This is a genomic window from Streptomyces sp. NPDC001002 (genome assembly GCF_053599215.1).
On sequence record NZ_JBSFLV010000074.1, the window covers coordinates 31491 to 47308 of the forward strand.

Genomic DNA, 15818 nt, shown 5'->3' on the forward strand with positions numbered 1-15818 from the left:
AGGGGCGGCGGTCCGTGGCCGGACCACCGCCCCGAGTCACCCTCTGACGAAGGTCAGTTGATGGCCTTGATCAGCTCACCGTTCGTGGTGTCCCCGCTCAGCTCCCAGAAGAAGGTGCCGCCGAGGCCCTGCTGGTTCTTGTACGTCATCTTCGTGCCGATGGTCGCCGGGGTGTCGTAACTCCACCAGTTGTTACCGCACTTGGCGTACGCGGTGCCCGCCACGGTGCCGGTCGTCGGGCACTTGGTCTTGAGCACCTTGTAGTCGTCGATGCCGGCTTCCCACGTGCCCGTCGCCGGGCCGGTCGCGGTGCCACCGGGCGCCGCCTGCGTGACGCCGGTCCAGCCGCGCCCGTAGAAGCCGATGCCGAGCAGCAGCTTCGAGGCGGGGATGCCGAGGCCCCGGAGCTTGCTGATGGTCGCCGAGGTGTAGTAGTTCGCCTTCGGGATGCCCGTGTAGGAGTTCAGCGGGGAGTGCGGGGCCGTCGGTCCCGCCGCGTCCCAGGCGCCGAAGTAGTCGTACGTCATCGGGTTGTACCAGTCGACGTACTGGGCCGCGCCCGCGTAGTTCGCCGCGTCGATCTTGCCGCCGGCGGTGGCGTCGGCGGTGATGGCCGCGGTGACCAGGCTGGAGGAGCCGAACTTCGAACGCAGCGCGGACATCAGGTTCTTGAAGGACTCACGCCCGCTGGTGTCGCAGGACAGGCCGCAGGAGTTCGGGTACTCCCAGTCGATGTCGATGCCGTCGAAGACACCGGCCCACTTGGAGTTCTTCACCAGGTCGTAGCAGGACTGGGCGAACGCGGCCGGGTTCTTGGAGGCCTCGCCGAAGCCGCCGGACCAGGTCCAACCGCCGAAGGACCAGAGGATCTTGAGGTTCGGGTGCTTCTTCTTCAGCTTCAGCAGCTGGTTGAAGTTGCCGCGCAGCGGCTGGTCCCAGGTGTCGGCCACGCCGTCCACCGACTCGGCGGCGGTGTAGGTCCGGTCCGTCGCCGCGTAGGCGTCGCCCATCGCGCACTTGCCGCCGGTGACGTTGCCGAAGGCGTAGTTGATGTGCGTGAGCTTGGCCGCCGAGCCGGAGGTCTCGACGTTCTTGGCGAGGTACTTGCGGTCGTAGGTACCCCATTCCGTGAAGTAGCCGACGACCTTGGATCCGGCGGCGGCCTGCGCCGCGGGCGCGGCCGGTTTCGCGGTGGCGTTGGTCGCGCCGGCCAGCAGCCCGGCGCCGAGGACCGCGCAACACGCGGCCGAGACGAGCGCCCGGAAGGGGGCGCGGGAGAAGTGCGGAAGGTGCATCGGTGTCTCCTCCTGGGGGAGAGGGGAACGCACGGCGATTGGCATGAACGCGGTAAAGCGTTGGCAATGAACATTAGGAGGACTAGACCAGTCGGGTCAATGGTTCGGACCAATCTCGCGCAGCGGCCTCCGTCCGTCACCGGGCTTGTCGGCGGCTCGCGATAGTCTTGAAGTGAGCGGTCGTTAACTGGTGACTGGGTGCCTCCGATCGGGCATACTCACAGCGCACAGCCGCTGGTCAGCAGCTTCCGAGACCCGGAAGCGGAGCACCGGCCAGGCACCGAGTACGACCCGGCGACGCCGCGTCCACCCAAGGCGCACGTCCGCCGATGTGCCCGAAACAGGGAGGAGAGCGTCGACATGCCCGACCGCGCCCCGCAGCCGGTGGACCGGCAACTGCCCACGGACGAGGCCCGGGAGCTGATCTCGCTCGTCCGCGACATCGCGCAGCACGAGATCGCCCCGAAGGCGGCCCAGGAGGAGGACTCCGGCCGCTTCCCGCGCGAGGTCTTCACCCTCCTGTCGAGGTCGGGACTGCTCGGCCTTCCCTACGACGCGGAGTACGGCGGCGGCGACCAGCCGTACGAGGTCTACCTCCAGGTCCTCGAAGAGCTCGCCGCGGCCCGCCTCACCGTCGGCCTCGGCGTCAGCGTGCACACCCTCGCCAGCTACGCCCTCGCGGCCTACGGCACCAAGCAGCAGCAGGTCGAACACCTCCCCGCGATGCTCGGCGGCGGCCTGCTCGGCGCCTACTGCCTCTCCGAGCCCTCCTCCGGCTCCGACGCGGCGTCCCTGCGCACGAAGGCGGTCCGGGACGGCGACGACTGGGTGATCACCGGCACCAAGGCCTGGATCACGCACGGCGGCATCGCCGACTTCTACACCGTGATGGCCCGCACCGGCGAGGAGGGCCCCCGGGGCATCACCGCCTTCCTGGTCCCCGCCGACGCCGAGGGTGTCAGCGGCGCGGCGCCCGAGAAGAAGATGGGCATGAAGGGCTCGCCCACCGCGCAGGTCCACTTCGACGGCGTCCGGGTCGGCGACGAGCGGCGGCTCGGCGAGGAGGGGCAGGGCTTCGCGATCGCGCTGGCCTCGCTCGACTCCGGCCGGCTCGGCATCGCGGCCTGCGCCATCGGCCTCGCCCAGGCGGCTCTCGACGAGGCGGTCGGATACGCCACCGGGCGCGAGCAGTTCGGGCGGCCCATCGCCGACTTCCAGGGGCTGCGGTTCATGCTCGCCGACATGGCGACCCAGATCGAGGCGGGCCGCGCCCTGTACCTGGCGGCGGCGCGACTGCGGGACGCGGGACGGCCGTTCGCCAAGCAGGCGGCCATGGCCAAGCTGCACTGCACCGACACGGCGATGAAGGTCACCATCGACGCCGTCCAGGTCCTCGGCGGGTACGGCTACACCGCCGACTTCCCGGCCGAGCGCTACATGCGCGAGGCCAAGGTCCTGCAGATCGTCGAGGGCACCAACCAGATCCAGCGGATGGTCATCGCCCGCCACCTAGCGGGTCCGGAGACCCGCTGAACTGACCCGGGGCGACCGTCGGGGCGGCCAGCCTGACCCACTCCGGGTCGTACCGCCCCGGCAGCGTGCGGCCGCGGTCCGCCCAGGTGCGCAGCAGCTCCCGGTAGATCGGCGGATCCAGAGGCTGCGGCGGCGCGGGCTGAACCGTTCCTGCGGGTGCCGGGACGTAGCTGCGACGCCGTCTCTCGGTCGCCGGGTAGGCGGGGCTCGTAGGGGTCATACCAGGGCAACGCGGGGCGACCGGACAGGTCACCGATGCGCGGAATCGAGCGTGAGTTCGCGACCCGTCGGGCGTCGGTCCCCGCAGTTCGCGGCCCGTCGGGCCTCGGTCCCCGCAGTTCGCGACCTGTCCGGTGTCGATCCCCGCACCGCGTCCGGCCGCCCATGGCCAGGTCCGGCGCCGATGCCCGCACCGAGTCTGGCCACCCACGCTCATCTGACGTACCGTCAGCCCAGCCGTCTCCAGGGAGGTTTGGCGTGGCCGACGACCGCCCCGTACCGCTCGACGAGTACCCCGTGCACCAGGTGCCCCTCTCCATGAAGCACATGGCGACGGGCGACCGGAACGCCTACGACCGCTGCATCTTCCACGTCCTCGACCACGAGGGCCGGGCCCTGCTGATCCTGGGCCTCGGGGTGTACCCGAACGTCGGCGTGATCGACGCCTACGCCACCCTGCGCACCGGCGACACCCTGCACGCGGTCCGCGCCTCCGACGCCCTCGGCGAGGACCGCATGCGGCTCGAAGTGGGCCCGCTCCGCATCGAGGTCCAGGAGCCGCTCGGCCGACTGCGGCTCGTCTCCCGGGACGACTCACTGTCGTACGACCTCACCTGGACTGCCGACTTCCCCGCGCTCTGGGAACCCCATCACCTCCAACGCCGGGGCGACCGGCTCACGTTGGAGGGGCGGCGCTTCGTGCAGGCGGGGAGCGTGGAGGGGTTCGTGCGGGCCGGAGGGGAGGAGTTCCGGGTCACCGCGGGGGAGTGGACCGGTACCCGCGACCGCAGTTGGGGGGTGCGGCCGATACCCGGGGAGGAGGGCGGCCGGCTCGCCGAGGAGTATCCGACCGAGGGCTTCCACTGGGTCTGGTGCCCGGTCCGCTTGGAGGACCGGTTCCTGATGGTGATCGTCCAGGAGGACGCGGACGGCTACCGCACGCTGAACGACGCGACCCTCGTCCGCCCGGGCCACCGCGACCGCCAACTCGGCTGGCCGCAACCGGAGATCACCTACCGCTCCGGCACCCGCCACCCCGAACGCGCCCTCGTCCACCTCGGCGACCCGCGCAAACCGCAGGAGCTGGAGGTGGAGATCCTCACCTCCTCGCCCCTCGCCCTAGGCGCCGGCTACCCGCCCGCCGACGACTGGCAGCACGGCACCTGGCAGGGCCGCGGCTGGACCGACCGACGCACCTACGACCTCACCGAGGCCCACCCGCTCGCGGGCTACGGAGTCACCGATCACGCGGCCCGTTTCCGGCTGGACGGCCGGGTCGGCCACGGAATCTTCGAGCACGGCTCGTTCGGGCGGCACGACCCGAGCGGATTCACGGACTTCAACTCGGTCGCTCCATAAGGGGGTTGCCCATGGCCACGGCACCGCGTCCGCGTACCAGCACTCGCGACCCGCAGGACATCGCCCGCCGTCTCACTGCCTGGCTCGACACCCGGCTGCCCGGCGCCAAGGCGACCGGGGTCACCGTCCCCGCCTCGAACGGCATGTCCAGCGAGACCCTGCTCTTCGACATCGAACACCCCGAACCGCCCTTCACCGCCTGCGCGTTGAGGCTGGCCGCCGACCCGGGGGCGTACACCGTCTTCCCGGTCTACGACCTGCCCCGCCAGTACCGCACGATGCGCCTGGTGGCCGAGCACTCCGATCTGCCGGTGCCGAAAGTGCGCTGGCTGGAGGAGGACCCGGGTCCGCTCGGGGCGCCGTTCTTCGTCATGGAGCGGGTCGAAGGGCGCGTCCCACCGGACGTCATGCCCTACACGTACGAGGGCAACTGGCTGCACGCGGCCACCGACGCCGAGCGCGAGCACCTGGAGGCGGTGTCGGTAGGCCTGTTGGCCCGCCTGCACGACCAAGTCCCGGTCGGGGAGGCCGAGTTCCTCGCACTCCCCGGTGAAGGCGACTCCCTGCGCCGCCACGTCACGGCTCAACGCGCCTACTACGACTGGGTGGTGGCCGGAGTCGCCCGCTCACCCCTCATCGAGGCCGCCTTCGACCGGTTGGAGGAGCAGTGGCCCCGGGACCCCGGCCCGCCGGTGTTCAACTGGGGCGACGCACGCATCGGGAACGTCATCTACGACGGATTCGACCCCGTGGCCGTCCTGGACTGGGAGATGGCGGCCCTGGCCCCGCGCGAGGTCGACCTCGGCTGGACCGTCTATCTGCACCGCTTCTTCCAGGACCTGACCGCGGCCTTCGGACAGCCCGGCCTGCCGGACTTCCTGCGCCGAGACCGCGTCGAGGCCCGCTATGCGCAACTCACCGCTCACACACCCCGCGACATGGACTTCTACACCCTGTACGCGGCACTGCGGCACGCGATCGTCATGCTGCGCATCGCCTACCGCCAGGTGCACTTCGGAGAGGTGGCCGTCCCGGCGGACCCGGACACACTGATCCTGCACCACGGCAGCCTGCGGGCCATGGTGCAGGGCAGTTACTGGGATTGAGCGAGGCGGCGAGAGAGTCAGGCGGCCTGGCGGCGCATCACCGGCACGCGCATCGGGCGTGAGCCCGCGCCGCCGACGTGCGAGAAGGGCTGGGTGCGCCAGTCGAGTCCCTGAGGGAGCGTCAACAGCAGGGCCGTGTCCTGCTCCTGGGGCTCGGCCGACTCGTCGGCGGAGGGCGCGTCGGCCGCGCTGCGGCCGGTACCGGTACAGACCGTCAGACCGAAGGGGTTCCACGGCGAGGCGCACAGCGCGTGCTCCGGCAGGACCTCCTCGTCCGCCAGCAGCGCGATGGGCTGCACGCAGTCCGGGCAGACCACCCGGTACATCTCGAACGTCTCGAACGTCTCGTACGCGTCGAGCTCGTCCACGTCGTAGTCGTCGGCTTCGACGCCCTCCGGATCGGCCTCGACGACCGACTGGAGGCGCTTGGGCGCGGTACGACCAGGGCGCTTAAGACTCTGCATAGGTTCTCCCCCTAGGGCTGGGCCGTGAAGGCGCTGCGGCCTCGACCACAGCAAGCACTTCCCGCGCCGTCTCGGCGGTAATCACGAGACCATCACGGAGAATCCCCGACGACTGTGGTGTTCGTCACATGCTGTCCGCAGGTGCCCGACGCGGCCGTTTTGTCCCTCGGGCGGCTCACAGGCCGCTCTCGGCCACATCACGAACCGGGTATGACCTGCGCCGCTCGGCTATCCGAGGAGATCAACGGCACTGTAGGTTCTTGCGCCATGGAGGAGCTGGACCGACAAATCGTGCAGCTGCTCGTCAAGGACGGGCGGATGAGCTACACCGACCTGGGCAAGGCCACGGGCCTGTCCACGTCGGCCGTGCACCAGCGGGTGCGGCGGCTGGAACAGCGGGGCGTCATCCGCGGGTACGCGGCGGTCGTCGACCCCGAGGCCGTCGGGCTGCCGATGACCGCCTTCATCTCGGTGAAACCGTTCGACCCCAGCGCCCCCGACGACATCGCGGACCGCCTCTCCGGCGTCCCCGAGATCGAGGCCTGCCACAGCGTCGCCGGCGACGAGAACTACATCCTCAAGGTCCGCGTCTCCACCCCGCACGAACTCGAGGAACTGCTCGCCCGCCTGCGCTCACTGGCCGGCGTCTCGACCCGGACGACAGTGGTCCTGTCGACGCCGTACGAGGCACGTCCGCCGCGCATCTGACAGTCGCCCGTCGCAGGTCTGCCTTCCCGGTCGCCGAGCAACGGGTGACCTGCGTGCAACGGCGCCCCACCGAGGCGCGAGACTGTTCCCCATGAGTGAGCGCACCGACCCGCACCGGACCGTCCTGCTCCGCCGTGGCGAGGTCCACAGCCCCGCCGATCCCTTCGCGACCGCGATGGTCGTGGAGCGCGGCCAGGTGGCCTGGGTCGGCTCGGAGGGAGCCGCCGACGCCTTCGCGGACGGCGTCGACGAGATCGTGGACCTGGACGGCGCCCTGGTCACCTCGGCCTTCACGGACGCCCACGTGCACACCACGGCGACCGGCCTGGCCCTCACCGGCCTCGACCTGTCCGACGCGCCCTCGCTGGAGGCAGCCCTCGTTCGCGTACGGGACTTCGCCGCCGCCCGCCCCGACGACCGCGTCCTGCGCGGCCACGGCTGGGACGCGGCCCGCTGGCCCGGCGGCCGTCCCCCGACCCGCGCCGAACTCGACGAGGCGACCGGCGGCCGCCCGCTCTACCTCAGCCGGATCGACGTCCACTCGGCGGTCGTGACCACCGCCCTGCTCGCCCTCACCCCCGGTCTGGACGCGCCCGACGCCCCGCTCACCGGCGACGCCCACCACGCCGTCCGCGCGGCCGCGCTCGCCGCCGTCACCCCGGCCCAGCGCGCCGAGGCCCAGCGCGCGGCCCTCGCCCACGCGGCCTCCCTCGGCATCGGCTCGGTCCACGAGTGCGCCGGGCCGGACATCTCCTCCGAGGACGACTTCACCGGCCTGCTCCGGCTCGCCGCCGAGGAGGCGGGACCGCGGGTCGTCGGCTACTGGGCCGAGCAGGACGTCGAGAAGGCGCGTGCGCTCGGCGCGACCGGTGCGGCCGGCGACCTCTTCGTGGACGGCTCCCTGGGCTCGCACACGGCCTGTCTGCACCAGCCGTACACCGACGCCGACCACACGGGCACCGGGTACCTGGACGCGGACGCCGTCGCCGCCCATGTCGTCGCCTGCACCGAGGCGGGCCTACAGGCGGGCTTCCACGCGATCGGTGACGGCGCCCTGACCGCCGTCGTCGAGGGTGTCCGAGCGGCCGCCGAGAAGGTCGGCCTCGCCCGCATCCGCGCCGCCCGCCACCGCGTCGAGCACGCCGAACTGCTCACCCCCGAGACGATCGCCGGCTTCGCCGAACTCGGCCTCACCGCCTCCGTGCAGCCCGCCTTCGACGCCCTGTGGGGCGGCGCGGACGGCATGTACGCCCAGCGCCTGGGCGCCGAACGGGCGCGCGCCCTGAACCCCTACGCGGCCCTCCTGCGCGCTGGCGTCCCGCTCGCCTTCGGCTCCGACAGCCCGGTCACCCCTCTCGACCCGTGGGGCACGGTCCGCGCCGCCGCCTTCCACCGCACGCCGGAGCACCGGGTCTCGGTGCGCGCCGCGTTCACGGCGCACACGCGGGGCGGCTGGCGGGCCGTCGGGCGCGACGACGCGGGCGTCCTGGTGCCGGGCGCGCCCGCGGACTACGCCGTGTGGCGCACCGACGAGCTGGTCGTGCAGGCCCCGGACGACCGGGTGGCCCGCTGGTCCACCGACCCCCGCTCGGGCACTCCCGGCCTGCCCGACCTGACCCCGGGGCACGACCTCCCCGTATGCCTGCGCACGGTGGTCGGCGGGCGGACGGTGTTCGTAGGGCCGGGCGAGTGATCTCCCGGGGTGGCGCGGCTCGGATCTTGGGCCGCCGCCTCGACGCGCGACCTGCGCATCCTCTGCCCTGACCAGGCCATCAGCGAAGTAACAGCAGGTCAGACGGCTGTTGACAGGCGGCGGCAACGGGCCGGTAGGTTCGGCCGAGTCCACCACCGGACGCCCGACCGGGGAACGTCCGCGCACTCGTCGCGGCGCCGCTGGGTCAGGGACGGTGTGCCGCACCGGGGCACCGCCACTGGGAGCCAGGCTCAGTGCCCGCGCCGCAGCGAGGGAACGTTCCGGCCGGTCGGGGAGGTGTGACCCGGGTGGGGCCCGGACGCTCAGTAGACAACGGCTTTCGGTCGACCCGCAGCCAGCGGGTCCCAGGTCGGCCCGAAGGGCGCCGGGCCCCCATCCGCAGTACGCAGCGAATCCACAGGAGACAAAAAACCCTAAAGGCCCATGCTTACCCCGCTCTTGTGGAAACGACACCACCATACGAACCTTCTGTCACGTCATCGCAGGCGGCGGCCACTATGGTGGATGTCTGCGTACGGACACGAAGGGGCAGCAGTGAACGACGGCGACGGGACCCTCGCGGCATCGGACCGGGGGAGGCAGTTCGGGCCGCTCGGCACCGCCTTGGTGATCATCCCGACCTACAACGAGGCGGAGAACATCAAGTCGATCGTCGGCCGGGTGCGTGCCGCCGTCCCCGAGGCGCACGTCCTCGTGGCCGACGACAACAGCCCCGACGGCACCGGCAAGCTCGCCGACGAACTGGCCGTCGAGGACGACCAGGTCCAGGTGCTGCACCGCAAGGGCAAGGAAGGCCTCGGCGCCGCCTACCTCGCGGGCTTCCGCTGGGGTCTGGACAACGGTTACGGCGTGCTGATCGAGATGGACGCCGACGGCTCCCACCAGCCCGAGGAGCTGCCCCGGCTGCTCACCGCCCTCAAGGGCGCCGACCTCGTGCTCGGCTCCCGCTGGGTGCCGGGCGGCCGGGTCGTGAACTGGCCCAAGAGCCGCGAGGCCATCTCCCGCGGCGGCAGCCTGTACTCCCGGCTCGCCCTCGACCTGCCGCTGCGCGACATCACCGGCGGCTACCGCGCCTTCCGCCGCGAGACCCTCGAAGGCCTCGGCCTCGACGAGGTCTCCTCCCAGGGCTACTGCTTCCAGGTCGACCTGGCCCGCCGCTCGGTCAAGGCCGGCTACCACGTCGTCGAGGTGCCCATCACGTTCGTGGAGCGCGAGCTGGGCGACTCCAAGATGAGCCGGGACATCCTCGTGGAGGCGCTGTGGCGCGTCACCGCGTGGGGCGCGACGGAGCGGGTCGGCAAGGTGCTGGGACGCGACAAGAAGCAGCCCTGACGGCCCTGCGACCGGGCAGGTAAGCACGGCGTACGGCTTCACAGGCTCTGTTGATCATCCCCTTATCCCGTACTGAGCCGGGTCCAGGCACACTGGATGCATGACGACTGGTGCGCAGACCCCCATCCATCCGGCCCGGCCCCGGCGCTCGCGGCTGCGGACCTACCTGCCGCTGGGCGTCGCCGCCTGGCTGGTGCTGGAGATCTGGCTGCTGACCGTGGTAGCGGGCGCCTCCAGCGGCTTCACCGTCTTCCTGCTGCTGGTCGCCGGCTTCGTGGTCGGCTCCGCGGTGATCAAGAAGGCGGGCCGCCGGGCCTTCCAGAACCTGAACGAGGCCGTCCAGCGCGGCACGCCTCCGGCGAGCGGCGGCGGCAACGGCCTGATGATGCTCGGCGGCCTGCTCCTGATGATCCCCGGCCTGATCTCGGACGCGGTGGGCCTGCTCCTGCTGATCCCCCCGGTCCAGAAGGCCCTGAGCCGCCTGGCGGAGCGCACGGTCGAACGCAAGCTGAGCGCGGCCGGTGCGGGAGGTCTGGGCGACGCCTTCACACAGGCCCGCATCCACCGCCCCGACGGCAAGGTGGTCCAGGGAGAGGTCATCCGCGACGACCGGGACGACACCCCGCCGGAGCAGGGCCCGAGGCACCCGCTGACCGGCTGAGGGCACTTGTATTTTTTCAGCCCGTCCGGCGTTTGAGGACGAGGCCCTCTGGGGCCGACGGGGGTCTGGGGGCGCAGCCCCCAGGGACCGCAACCCCCACTCGGCCGCACCAAAGTCACCAGCCGCACTCAGCACAAAACCGCGGGCGCCGTACGCAGACTTCACGTACGGCGCCCGCGGTTACGTGCGCGTTGTGTTCCCCGCTCAAACCCCGTAGGGACTACGCCGACTTGCGGCTGTCCCTGGGGTGTACCGCGATATTCATCGCGCCGGAGCGGAGAACGGCCAGACGCTCCTCGAGGACCTCTTCGAGCTCCTCTCGGGTGCGCCGTTCCATCAGCATGTCCCAGTGCGTACGCGCGGGCTTGGCCTTCTTCTCTTCAGGGCCGTCGCCGTCAACGAGGAGAGCTTGGGCCCCGCAGACCTTGCACTCCCACTCCGGCGGGATCTCCGCCTCGACCGAGAAGGGCATCTCGAAGCGGTGCCCCTTCTCGCATGCGTACTCCACGGCCTGGCGCGGGGCCAGGTCGATGCCGCGGTCCGTCTCGTAGCTGGTCACCACGAGGCGCGTGCCGCGAAGAGCTCGCTCACTCATGAATCGTGCCTCCCGGGCTTGTCGCCCACAGGACAGGTGTCGCTGTCGTCGTCATCCGGTCAACGTCCGGTCGGCGGTAAAGATTCCCGTTCCGGGTCCCGTTCCGGGTCATGCGTCACCGTCGTAGTCGCCCCTTGTTGTACCCACCAGTGCCCTGTTTGTCACATCTGCTAGCAGATGTCACCCAGCGTTTCGGCATCTTTGACGCGCAGTAACGGTACGCCTGGCAGGCCAAACGCGTACACTACCGCCCTTTCGCGTCGAACGCTAAATCCTCTCGGGAACAGGATTGCCCGCGTCGCTGATCGCCTGCCGCACCGGAACCCGTGCGAGCAGCACGAACCCGATGACGAAGAAGGCCACCAGGGAGATGATCGCGTCGCGATAACTTCCTGTCAGCTGGTAGGTGATCCCGAACAGAAGTGGGCCCAACCAGCTCATGCCCCTGTCGCTCATCTCGTACGCCGAGAAGTACTCGGCCTCCTTGCCGGGCGGGACGAGATGGGAGAACAGGGAGCGGGACAGGGCCTGGCTGCCGCCCAGGACGAGGCCGACGCCGGACGCGAGGACGAAGAACCACACCGGCGCGCCGGCCGGCAGGAAGTACCCGGCTGCCAGCGTCACCGTCCACGCCACCAGCGAGCCGAGGATCGTGCGCTTGGCGCCGTACGTCCGGGCGAGTCGCCCCATGCCCAGCGCGCCCGCCACCGCGAGCACCTGGACGAGCAGGACCGCGGCGATGAGCGTGGACTGGCCGAGGCCGAGTTCCTCGGAGCCGTAGACCGAGGCCTGGGAGATCACCGTCTGGACGCCGTCGTTGTAGACGAGGTAGGCGAGCAGGAAGGAGAGGGTGAGTGGGTGGCGGCGCATGTGGCGGATCGTCGCGGCCAGTTGGCGGAATCCCGGGGCGGTCGGTTCGGTCCGCGGTCCGGTGCGGCGGTCGCGCAGCCGGCTCAACGGGATCAGCGTGAAGGCGCCCCACCACAGGCCGGCCGAGGCCAGGCAGATGCGGACGGCCGTGGTCTCGGAGACGCCGAAGGTGTCGTGCGCCAGATAGAGCACCAGGTTGGCGATCAGGACCAACGATCCGGCCGCGTAGCCGAAGGCCCAGCCCCGGGAGGAGACCGCGTCGCGCTCCTCGGGCGGCGCGATCTGGGGCAGGTAGGAGTTGTAGAGCATCATCGCCACCGACTGCGCGGCGTTCGCGACGATCAGCAGCAGGCCCCCGAGCAGATAGCGGTCGCCGCCCAGGAAGAACATGCCGGTCGTCGCCGCGGCGCCCACGTAGGCCGCCACCCCGAGCAGCGGCTTCTTGCGGCCCGAGCGGTCGGCCGCCGCGCCCACCAGGGGCATCACCAGCACGGCCACGATCACCGACAAGGACACCGAGTACGCGAAGAAGGACCCGGCGCGCACCGGTATCCCCAGCGGATGCACGAACCCGTCCGCGTCCGCCGCGTCCTTGGCGACCGACGTCAGATAGGGGCCGAGGAACACGGTGAGCACGCTGGTCGAGTAGACCGAGCAGGCCCAGTCGTAGAAGTACCAGCCGCGCTGCTCGCGCTGCCGGTCGAAGGCTTCCGCCCGCACGGTGTCGGCGCTCACCCGTGCCCTCGCTTCCCCGCTGAGGTGCGAAGGCTCGGCGGGGTGGTCCGGGGCCTCAGGCCCAGACGCCACGCTCTTCCATGACCTTGCGCAACGTGTCGATGTGATCGGTCATGATGCCATCCACCCCCAGGTCCAGGAGCCGGTGCATGCGATCGGGTTCGTTGATGGTCCACACGTGCACCTGCAGCCCGCGCGCGTGGGCGGCGCGTACGAAGCGCCGGTCGACGACCTGGATGCCCGACTGGGCCTCGGGCACCTGGGCGGCGATCGCGGAGCGGCGCAGCGCGGCGGGGACGCCCCAGGAGCGCAGCCGCAGATTGAGCACCCCGCGCGTGCCGTACGACGTCGCCAGGCGGGGTCCGGCCAGCCGCTGGGCGCGGATCACGCGCGCCTCGGAGAAGGAGCCGACGCAGACGCGGTCCCAGGTGTTCGTGCGCTCGATCAGCTCCAGGAAGGGGTGCAGCGAGGCCTCGGCCTTGAGGTCCACGTTCCAGCGCGCCTCCGGGAACTCCTCCAGGAGCTCCTCGAAGAGCGGCACGGGTTCCTTGCCCGCCACGCGCGCGTGGCTGACGTCCTTCCACATCAGGTCGCCTATGCGTCCGCCGCCGTCGGTCACCCGGTCCAGCGTCGCGTCGTGGAAGGCGACCAGCTTGCCGTCCGCCGTGGCGTGTACGTCGGTCTCCAGATAGCGGTAGCCCGCCTTCACCGCCCGCCGGAACTGCAGCGCGGTGTTCTCCAGACCGTCCGCCGCCCCGCCCCGGTGGGCGAAGGGGATGGGGCCGGGGTGGTCGAGGTAGGGGTGGCGTATCGGCGTGCTCACCGACGCAGTATCGCGCGCCGCGGTTGCACGCCGGCAACGACCGTGCTGCCGCCCGATGCCGAGGGGACGTCGAACACCCGCAGGAAGAGCTGGGCCAGCGGTCCGATCGACACCGCGTACAGGAGCGTGCCGACGCCGACGGTGCCGCCGAGGGCGAAGCCGGTCGCCACGACCACGATCTCGATCGCCGTCCGCAGCAGCCGGATCGAGCGGCCGGTACGCCGGTGCAGTCCGGTCATCAGGCCGTCCCGCGGGCCCGGGCCGAGGCGGGCGGCGATGTAGAGGCCGGTGGCCGCGCCGTTGAGCAGGACGGCCGTGAGCATCAGGGGGATCCGTACGGCCAGGGAGTGCGCCTCGGGGACGAGGGCGAGCGTGCCATCCATGGCGAGGCCGACCACGAAGACGTTGGAGACCGTGCCGAGGCCCGGTCGCTGGCGCAGCGGGATCCACAGGAGCAGCACGGCCGCGCCGATGATGATCGACACCACGCCGATCGTCAGCCCGGTGAGCTCGGCGAGGCCCTGGTGCAGCACGTTCCAGGGTTCGAGCCCCAGGCCCGCCACCACGAGAAGCGCGGAGCTGACTCCGTACAGGACGAGCCCGACGTACAGCTGGATCAACCGTCTCGGGAGACGGCTCTTCGTGGACAAGGGGATCCTCCAGTGGTCCTAGTGGCCTGCTTCGTGTCACCCTGTGGCTTGGGTGGGGACATCATCCATGGCCAATTCGAGGAAGGTGGACTGGTTTCCATGGCGCAGTGGACCTCGGCGATGGGCGCGGCCCAGCTCGCCCGGCTGCTCAACTCCCAGCAGGACCGCCCCGCGGGCCCCGGCACCCGCCGGCCGCCGGCCTACCGGTCGCTCGCCGACGGCGTACGGCTGCTGGTGCTTGAGGGCCGGGTGCCGGTGGCCGCCCGGCTGCCCGCCGAGCGCGAGCTGGCGCTGGCCCTGTCCGTCAGTCGTACGACGGTCGCGGCGGCCTACGAGGCGTTGCGCGCCGAGGGGTTCCTGGAGTCCCGGCGCGGCGCGGGCAGTTGGACCGCCGTGCCCGCCGGAAACCCGCTCCCCGCGCGCGGTCTTGAGCCGCTGCCGCCCGAGGCGCTCGGCTCCCTCATCGACCTGGGCTGCGCGGCCCTGCCCGCCCCCGAGCCGTGGCTGACTCGGGCCGTCCAGGGCGCCCTTGAGGAGCTGCCGCCGTACGCCCACACGCACGGCGACTACCCCGCCGGGCTGCCCGCGCTGCGCGCGATGATCGCCGACCGGTACACCGCGCGCGGGATCCCGACGATGCCCGAGCAGATCATGGTCACCACTGGTGCCATGGGCGCCATCGACGCGATCTGCCACCTCTTCGCGGGCCGTGGCGAGCGCGTCGCCGTCGAGTCGCCGTCGTACGCCAACATCCTTCAGTTGATGCGGGAGGCGGGGGCGCGTCTGGTGCCGGTCGCGATGGCCGAGGGGCTGTCCGGCTGGGACCTGGACCGATGGCGGCAGGTGCTGCGCGAGGCCGCGCCGCGCATCGCGTACATCGTCGCCGACTTCCACAACCCGACCGGCGCGCTCGCCGACGACGACCAGCGCCGCAAGCTCGTGGAGGCGGCCCGCTCCGCGGGGACGGTGCTGATCGCCGACGAGACGATGACCGAGCTGTGGCTGGACGACGACGTCGAGATGCCGCGGCCCGTCTGCGCCTTCGACCCCGCCGGGTCCGCGGTGATCACCGTCGGCTCGGCCAGCAAGGCCTTCTGGGCGGGCCTGCGCATCGGCTGGGTGCGTGCCGCGCCGGACGTGATCCGCAGCCTGGTCTCCGCCCGCGCCTACGCCGACCTGGGCACGCCGGTGCTGGAGCAGCTGGCCGTCAACTGGCTGTTCGGTACCGGCGGTTGGGAGCAGGCCGTGCAGGTGCGGCGCGCTCAGGCGCGGGAGAACCGGGACGCCCTGGTCGCGGCGGTACGGCGGGAACTGCCCGGCTGGGAGTTCGAGGTGCCCCGGGGCGGGCTCACCCTGTGGGTGCGGACCGGGGGGCTGTCGGGCTCGCGGATCGCCGAGGCGGGGGAGCGGGTCGGGGTACGGGTGCCGTCGGGGCCGCGGTTCGGGGTCGACGGCGCCTTCGAGGGGTATGTGCGACTGCCGTTCACCGTGGGGGGCGCGGTGGCGGAGGAAGCGGCGACACGGCTCGCCGCCGCGGCGAAGCTGGTGGAGAGCGGGGGCACCGGGACGGGCGAGGCGCCCCGCACGTTCGTGGCGTAGGACGCGTGAAACGGCGGAGCCCCGGGTGACCGAGAGTCACCCGGGGCTCCGACCGACGATCCGCATCGACCCCACCCTCGCCCTAAACACCCCGGGACCGGGCTCCCCGACCGTCGGCACCTTGGCATATCATAATAACACAACTCACAACAACA

General features: G+C 71.4%; 14 protein-coding genes. 8 read left to right on the forward strand and 6 right to left on the reverse strand.

The genetic code is table 11. The features are described from left to right. Positions 1 to 53 precede the first annotated feature (53 nt). The gene (locus tag ACWDR3_RS29290; protein ID WP_450355575.1) at positions 54 to 1295 is read right to left on the reverse strand and encodes a glycoside hydrolase family 18 protein; all 1242 of its coding nucleotides are present in this window, start codon (positions 1293 to 1295) and stop codon (positions 54 to 56) included. 360 nt (positions 1296 to 1655) lie between these two features. On the opposite strand from ACWDR3_RS29290, the gene ACWDR3_RS29295 reads away from it, so the two are divergent. The 3 genes from ACWDR3_RS29295 to ACWDR3_RS29305 all read left to right on the forward strand — a co-directional run bounded on the left by ACWDR3_RS29295 (position 1656) and on the right by ACWDR3_RS29305 (position 5512). Further along, a complete protein-coding gene (locus ACWDR3_RS29295) occupies positions 1656 to 2828 on the forward strand; it encodes an acyl-CoA dehydrogenase family protein (protein WP_450355576.1) in 1173 nt (390 codons plus the stop codon). A 477-nt stretch (positions 2829 to 3305) separates the two neighbouring features. Beyond that, positions 3306 to 4406, forward strand: a complete 1101-nt coding sequence (locus ACWDR3_RS29300) for a hypothetical protein (protein WP_450355577.1) — start codon at positions 3306 to 3308, stop codon at positions 4404 to 4406. 11 nt (positions 4407 to 4417) lie between these two features. Then, on the forward strand, positions 4418 to 5512 hold the full coding sequence (locus tag ACWDR3_RS29305; protein ID WP_450355578.1) for a phosphotransferase family protein: 1095 nt from the start codon (positions 4418 to 4420) through the stop codon (positions 5510 to 5512). A 17-nt stretch (positions 5513 to 5529) separates the two neighbouring features. On the opposite strand, the gene ACWDR3_RS29310 is transcribed toward ACWDR3_RS29305, so the two are convergent. After that, entirely contained in the window at positions 5530 to 5976 is a 447-nt protein-coding gene (locus tag ACWDR3_RS29310; protein WP_450355579.1) for a hypothetical protein, read from the reverse strand. 267 nt (positions 5977 to 6243) lie between these two features. On the opposite strand from ACWDR3_RS29310, the gene ACWDR3_RS29315 reads away from it, so the two are divergent. The 4 genes from ACWDR3_RS29315 (at position 6244) to fxsA (ending at position 10391) form a co-directional block, all read left to right on the forward strand. After that, positions 6244 to 6684: an Lrp/AsnC family transcriptional regulator gene (locus ACWDR3_RS29315; protein ID WP_124002917.1), complete on the forward strand. Its 441-nt coding sequence runs from the start codon at positions 6244 to 6246 to the stop codon at positions 6682 to 6684. Between the two features lie 91 nt (positions 6685 to 6775). Beyond that, positions 6776 to 8377: an amidohydrolase gene (locus tag ACWDR3_RS29320; protein WP_450355580.1), complete on the forward strand. Its 1602-nt coding sequence runs from the start codon at positions 6776 to 6778 to the stop codon at positions 8375 to 8377. A 555-nt stretch (positions 8378 to 8932) separates the two neighbouring features. Next, entirely contained in the window at positions 8933 to 9730 is a 798-nt protein-coding gene (locus ACWDR3_RS29325; protein WP_450355581.1) for a polyprenol monophosphomannose synthase, read from the forward strand. Positions 9731 to 9830: 100 nt separating this feature from the next. Next, positions 9831 to 10391: an FxsA family membrane protein gene (gene fxsA / locus ACWDR3_RS29330; RefSeq protein ID WP_450355582.1), complete on the forward strand. Its 561-nt coding sequence runs from the start codon at positions 9831 to 9833 to the stop codon at positions 10389 to 10391. A 220-nt stretch (positions 10392 to 10611) separates the two neighbouring features. Here fxsA and ACWDR3_RS29335 read toward each other — a convergent pair whose 3' ends face one another. The 4 genes from ACWDR3_RS29335 to yczE all read right to left on the reverse strand — a co-directional run bounded on the left by ACWDR3_RS29335 (position 10612) and on the right by yczE (position 14064). Further along, positions 10612 to 10986: an RNA polymerase-binding protein RbpA gene (locus ACWDR3_RS29335; protein ID WP_003977404.1), complete on the reverse strand. Its 375-nt coding sequence runs from the start codon at positions 10984 to 10986 to the stop codon at positions 10612 to 10614. A gap of 267 nt (positions 10987 to 11253) precedes the next feature. Further along, positions 11254 to 12591: an MFS transporter gene (locus ACWDR3_RS29340; protein WP_450355583.1), complete on the reverse strand. Its 1338-nt coding sequence runs from the start codon at positions 12589 to 12591 to the stop codon at positions 11254 to 11256. Positions 12592 to 12646: 55 nt separating this feature from the next. After that, positions 12647 to 13414 (reverse strand): glycerophosphodiester phosphodiesterase, encoded by a 768-nt coding sequence (locus ACWDR3_RS29345; protein ID WP_450355584.1) that lies wholly within the window; start codon positions 13412 to 13414, stop codon positions 12647 to 12649. Beyond that, a complete protein-coding gene (yczE, locus tag ACWDR3_RS29350; RefSeq protein WP_450355585.1) occupies positions 13411 to 14064 on the reverse strand; it encodes a membrane protein YczE in 654 nt (217 codons plus the stop codon). The genes ACWDR3_RS29345 and yczE overlap by 4 nt, the downstream gene beginning before the upstream one ends. Positions 14065 to 14163: 99 nt before the next feature. Between yczE and ACWDR3_RS29355 the strand changes: the two genes are divergently transcribed. Continuing rightward, entirely contained in the window at positions 14164 to 15663 is a 1500-nt protein-coding gene (locus tag ACWDR3_RS29355) for an SCO1417 family MocR-like transcription factor (RefSeq protein ID WP_450355586.1), read from the forward strand. Positions 15664 to 15818 lie beyond the last annotated feature (155 nt).

Bases quoted from the DNA above. Each gene is read 5' to 3' on its own strand.
- ACWDR3_RS29290 (WP_450355575.1), bottom strand. From the start codon at position 1,295: ATGCACCTTCCGCACTTCTCCCGCGCCCCCTTCCGGGCGCTCGTCTCG.
- ACWDR3_RS29295 (WP_450355576.1), top strand. From the start codon at position 1,656: ATGCCCGACCGCGCCCCGCAGCCGGTGGACCGGCAACTGCCCACGGAC.
- ACWDR3_RS29305 (WP_450355578.1), top strand. From the start codon at position 4,418: ATGGCCACGGCACCGCGTCCGCGTACCAGCACTCGCGACCCGCAGGAC.
- ACWDR3_RS29310 (WP_450355579.1), bottom strand. From the start codon at position 5,976: ATGCAGAGTCTTAAGCGCCCTGGTCGTACCGCGCCCAAGCGCCTCCAG.
- ACWDR3_RS29315 (WP_124002917.1), top strand. From the start codon at position 6,244: ATGGAGGAGCTGGACCGACAAATCGTGCAGCTGCTCGTCAAGGACGGG.
- ACWDR3_RS29320 (WP_450355580.1), top strand. From the start codon at position 6,776: ATGAGTGAGCGCACCGACCCGCACCGGACCGTCCTGCTCCGCCGTGGC.
- fxsA (WP_450355582.1), top strand. From the start codon at position 9,831: ATGACGACTGGTGCGCAGACCCCCATCCATCCGGCCCGGCCCCGGCGC.
- ACWDR3_RS29335 (WP_003977404.1), bottom strand. From the start codon at position 10,986: ATGAGTGAGCGAGCTCTTCGCGGCACGCGCCTCGTGGTGACCAGCTAC.
- ACWDR3_RS29355 (WP_450355586.1), top strand. From the start codon at position 14,164: ATGGCGCAGTGGACCTCGGCGATGGGCGCGGCCCAGCTCGCCCGGCTG.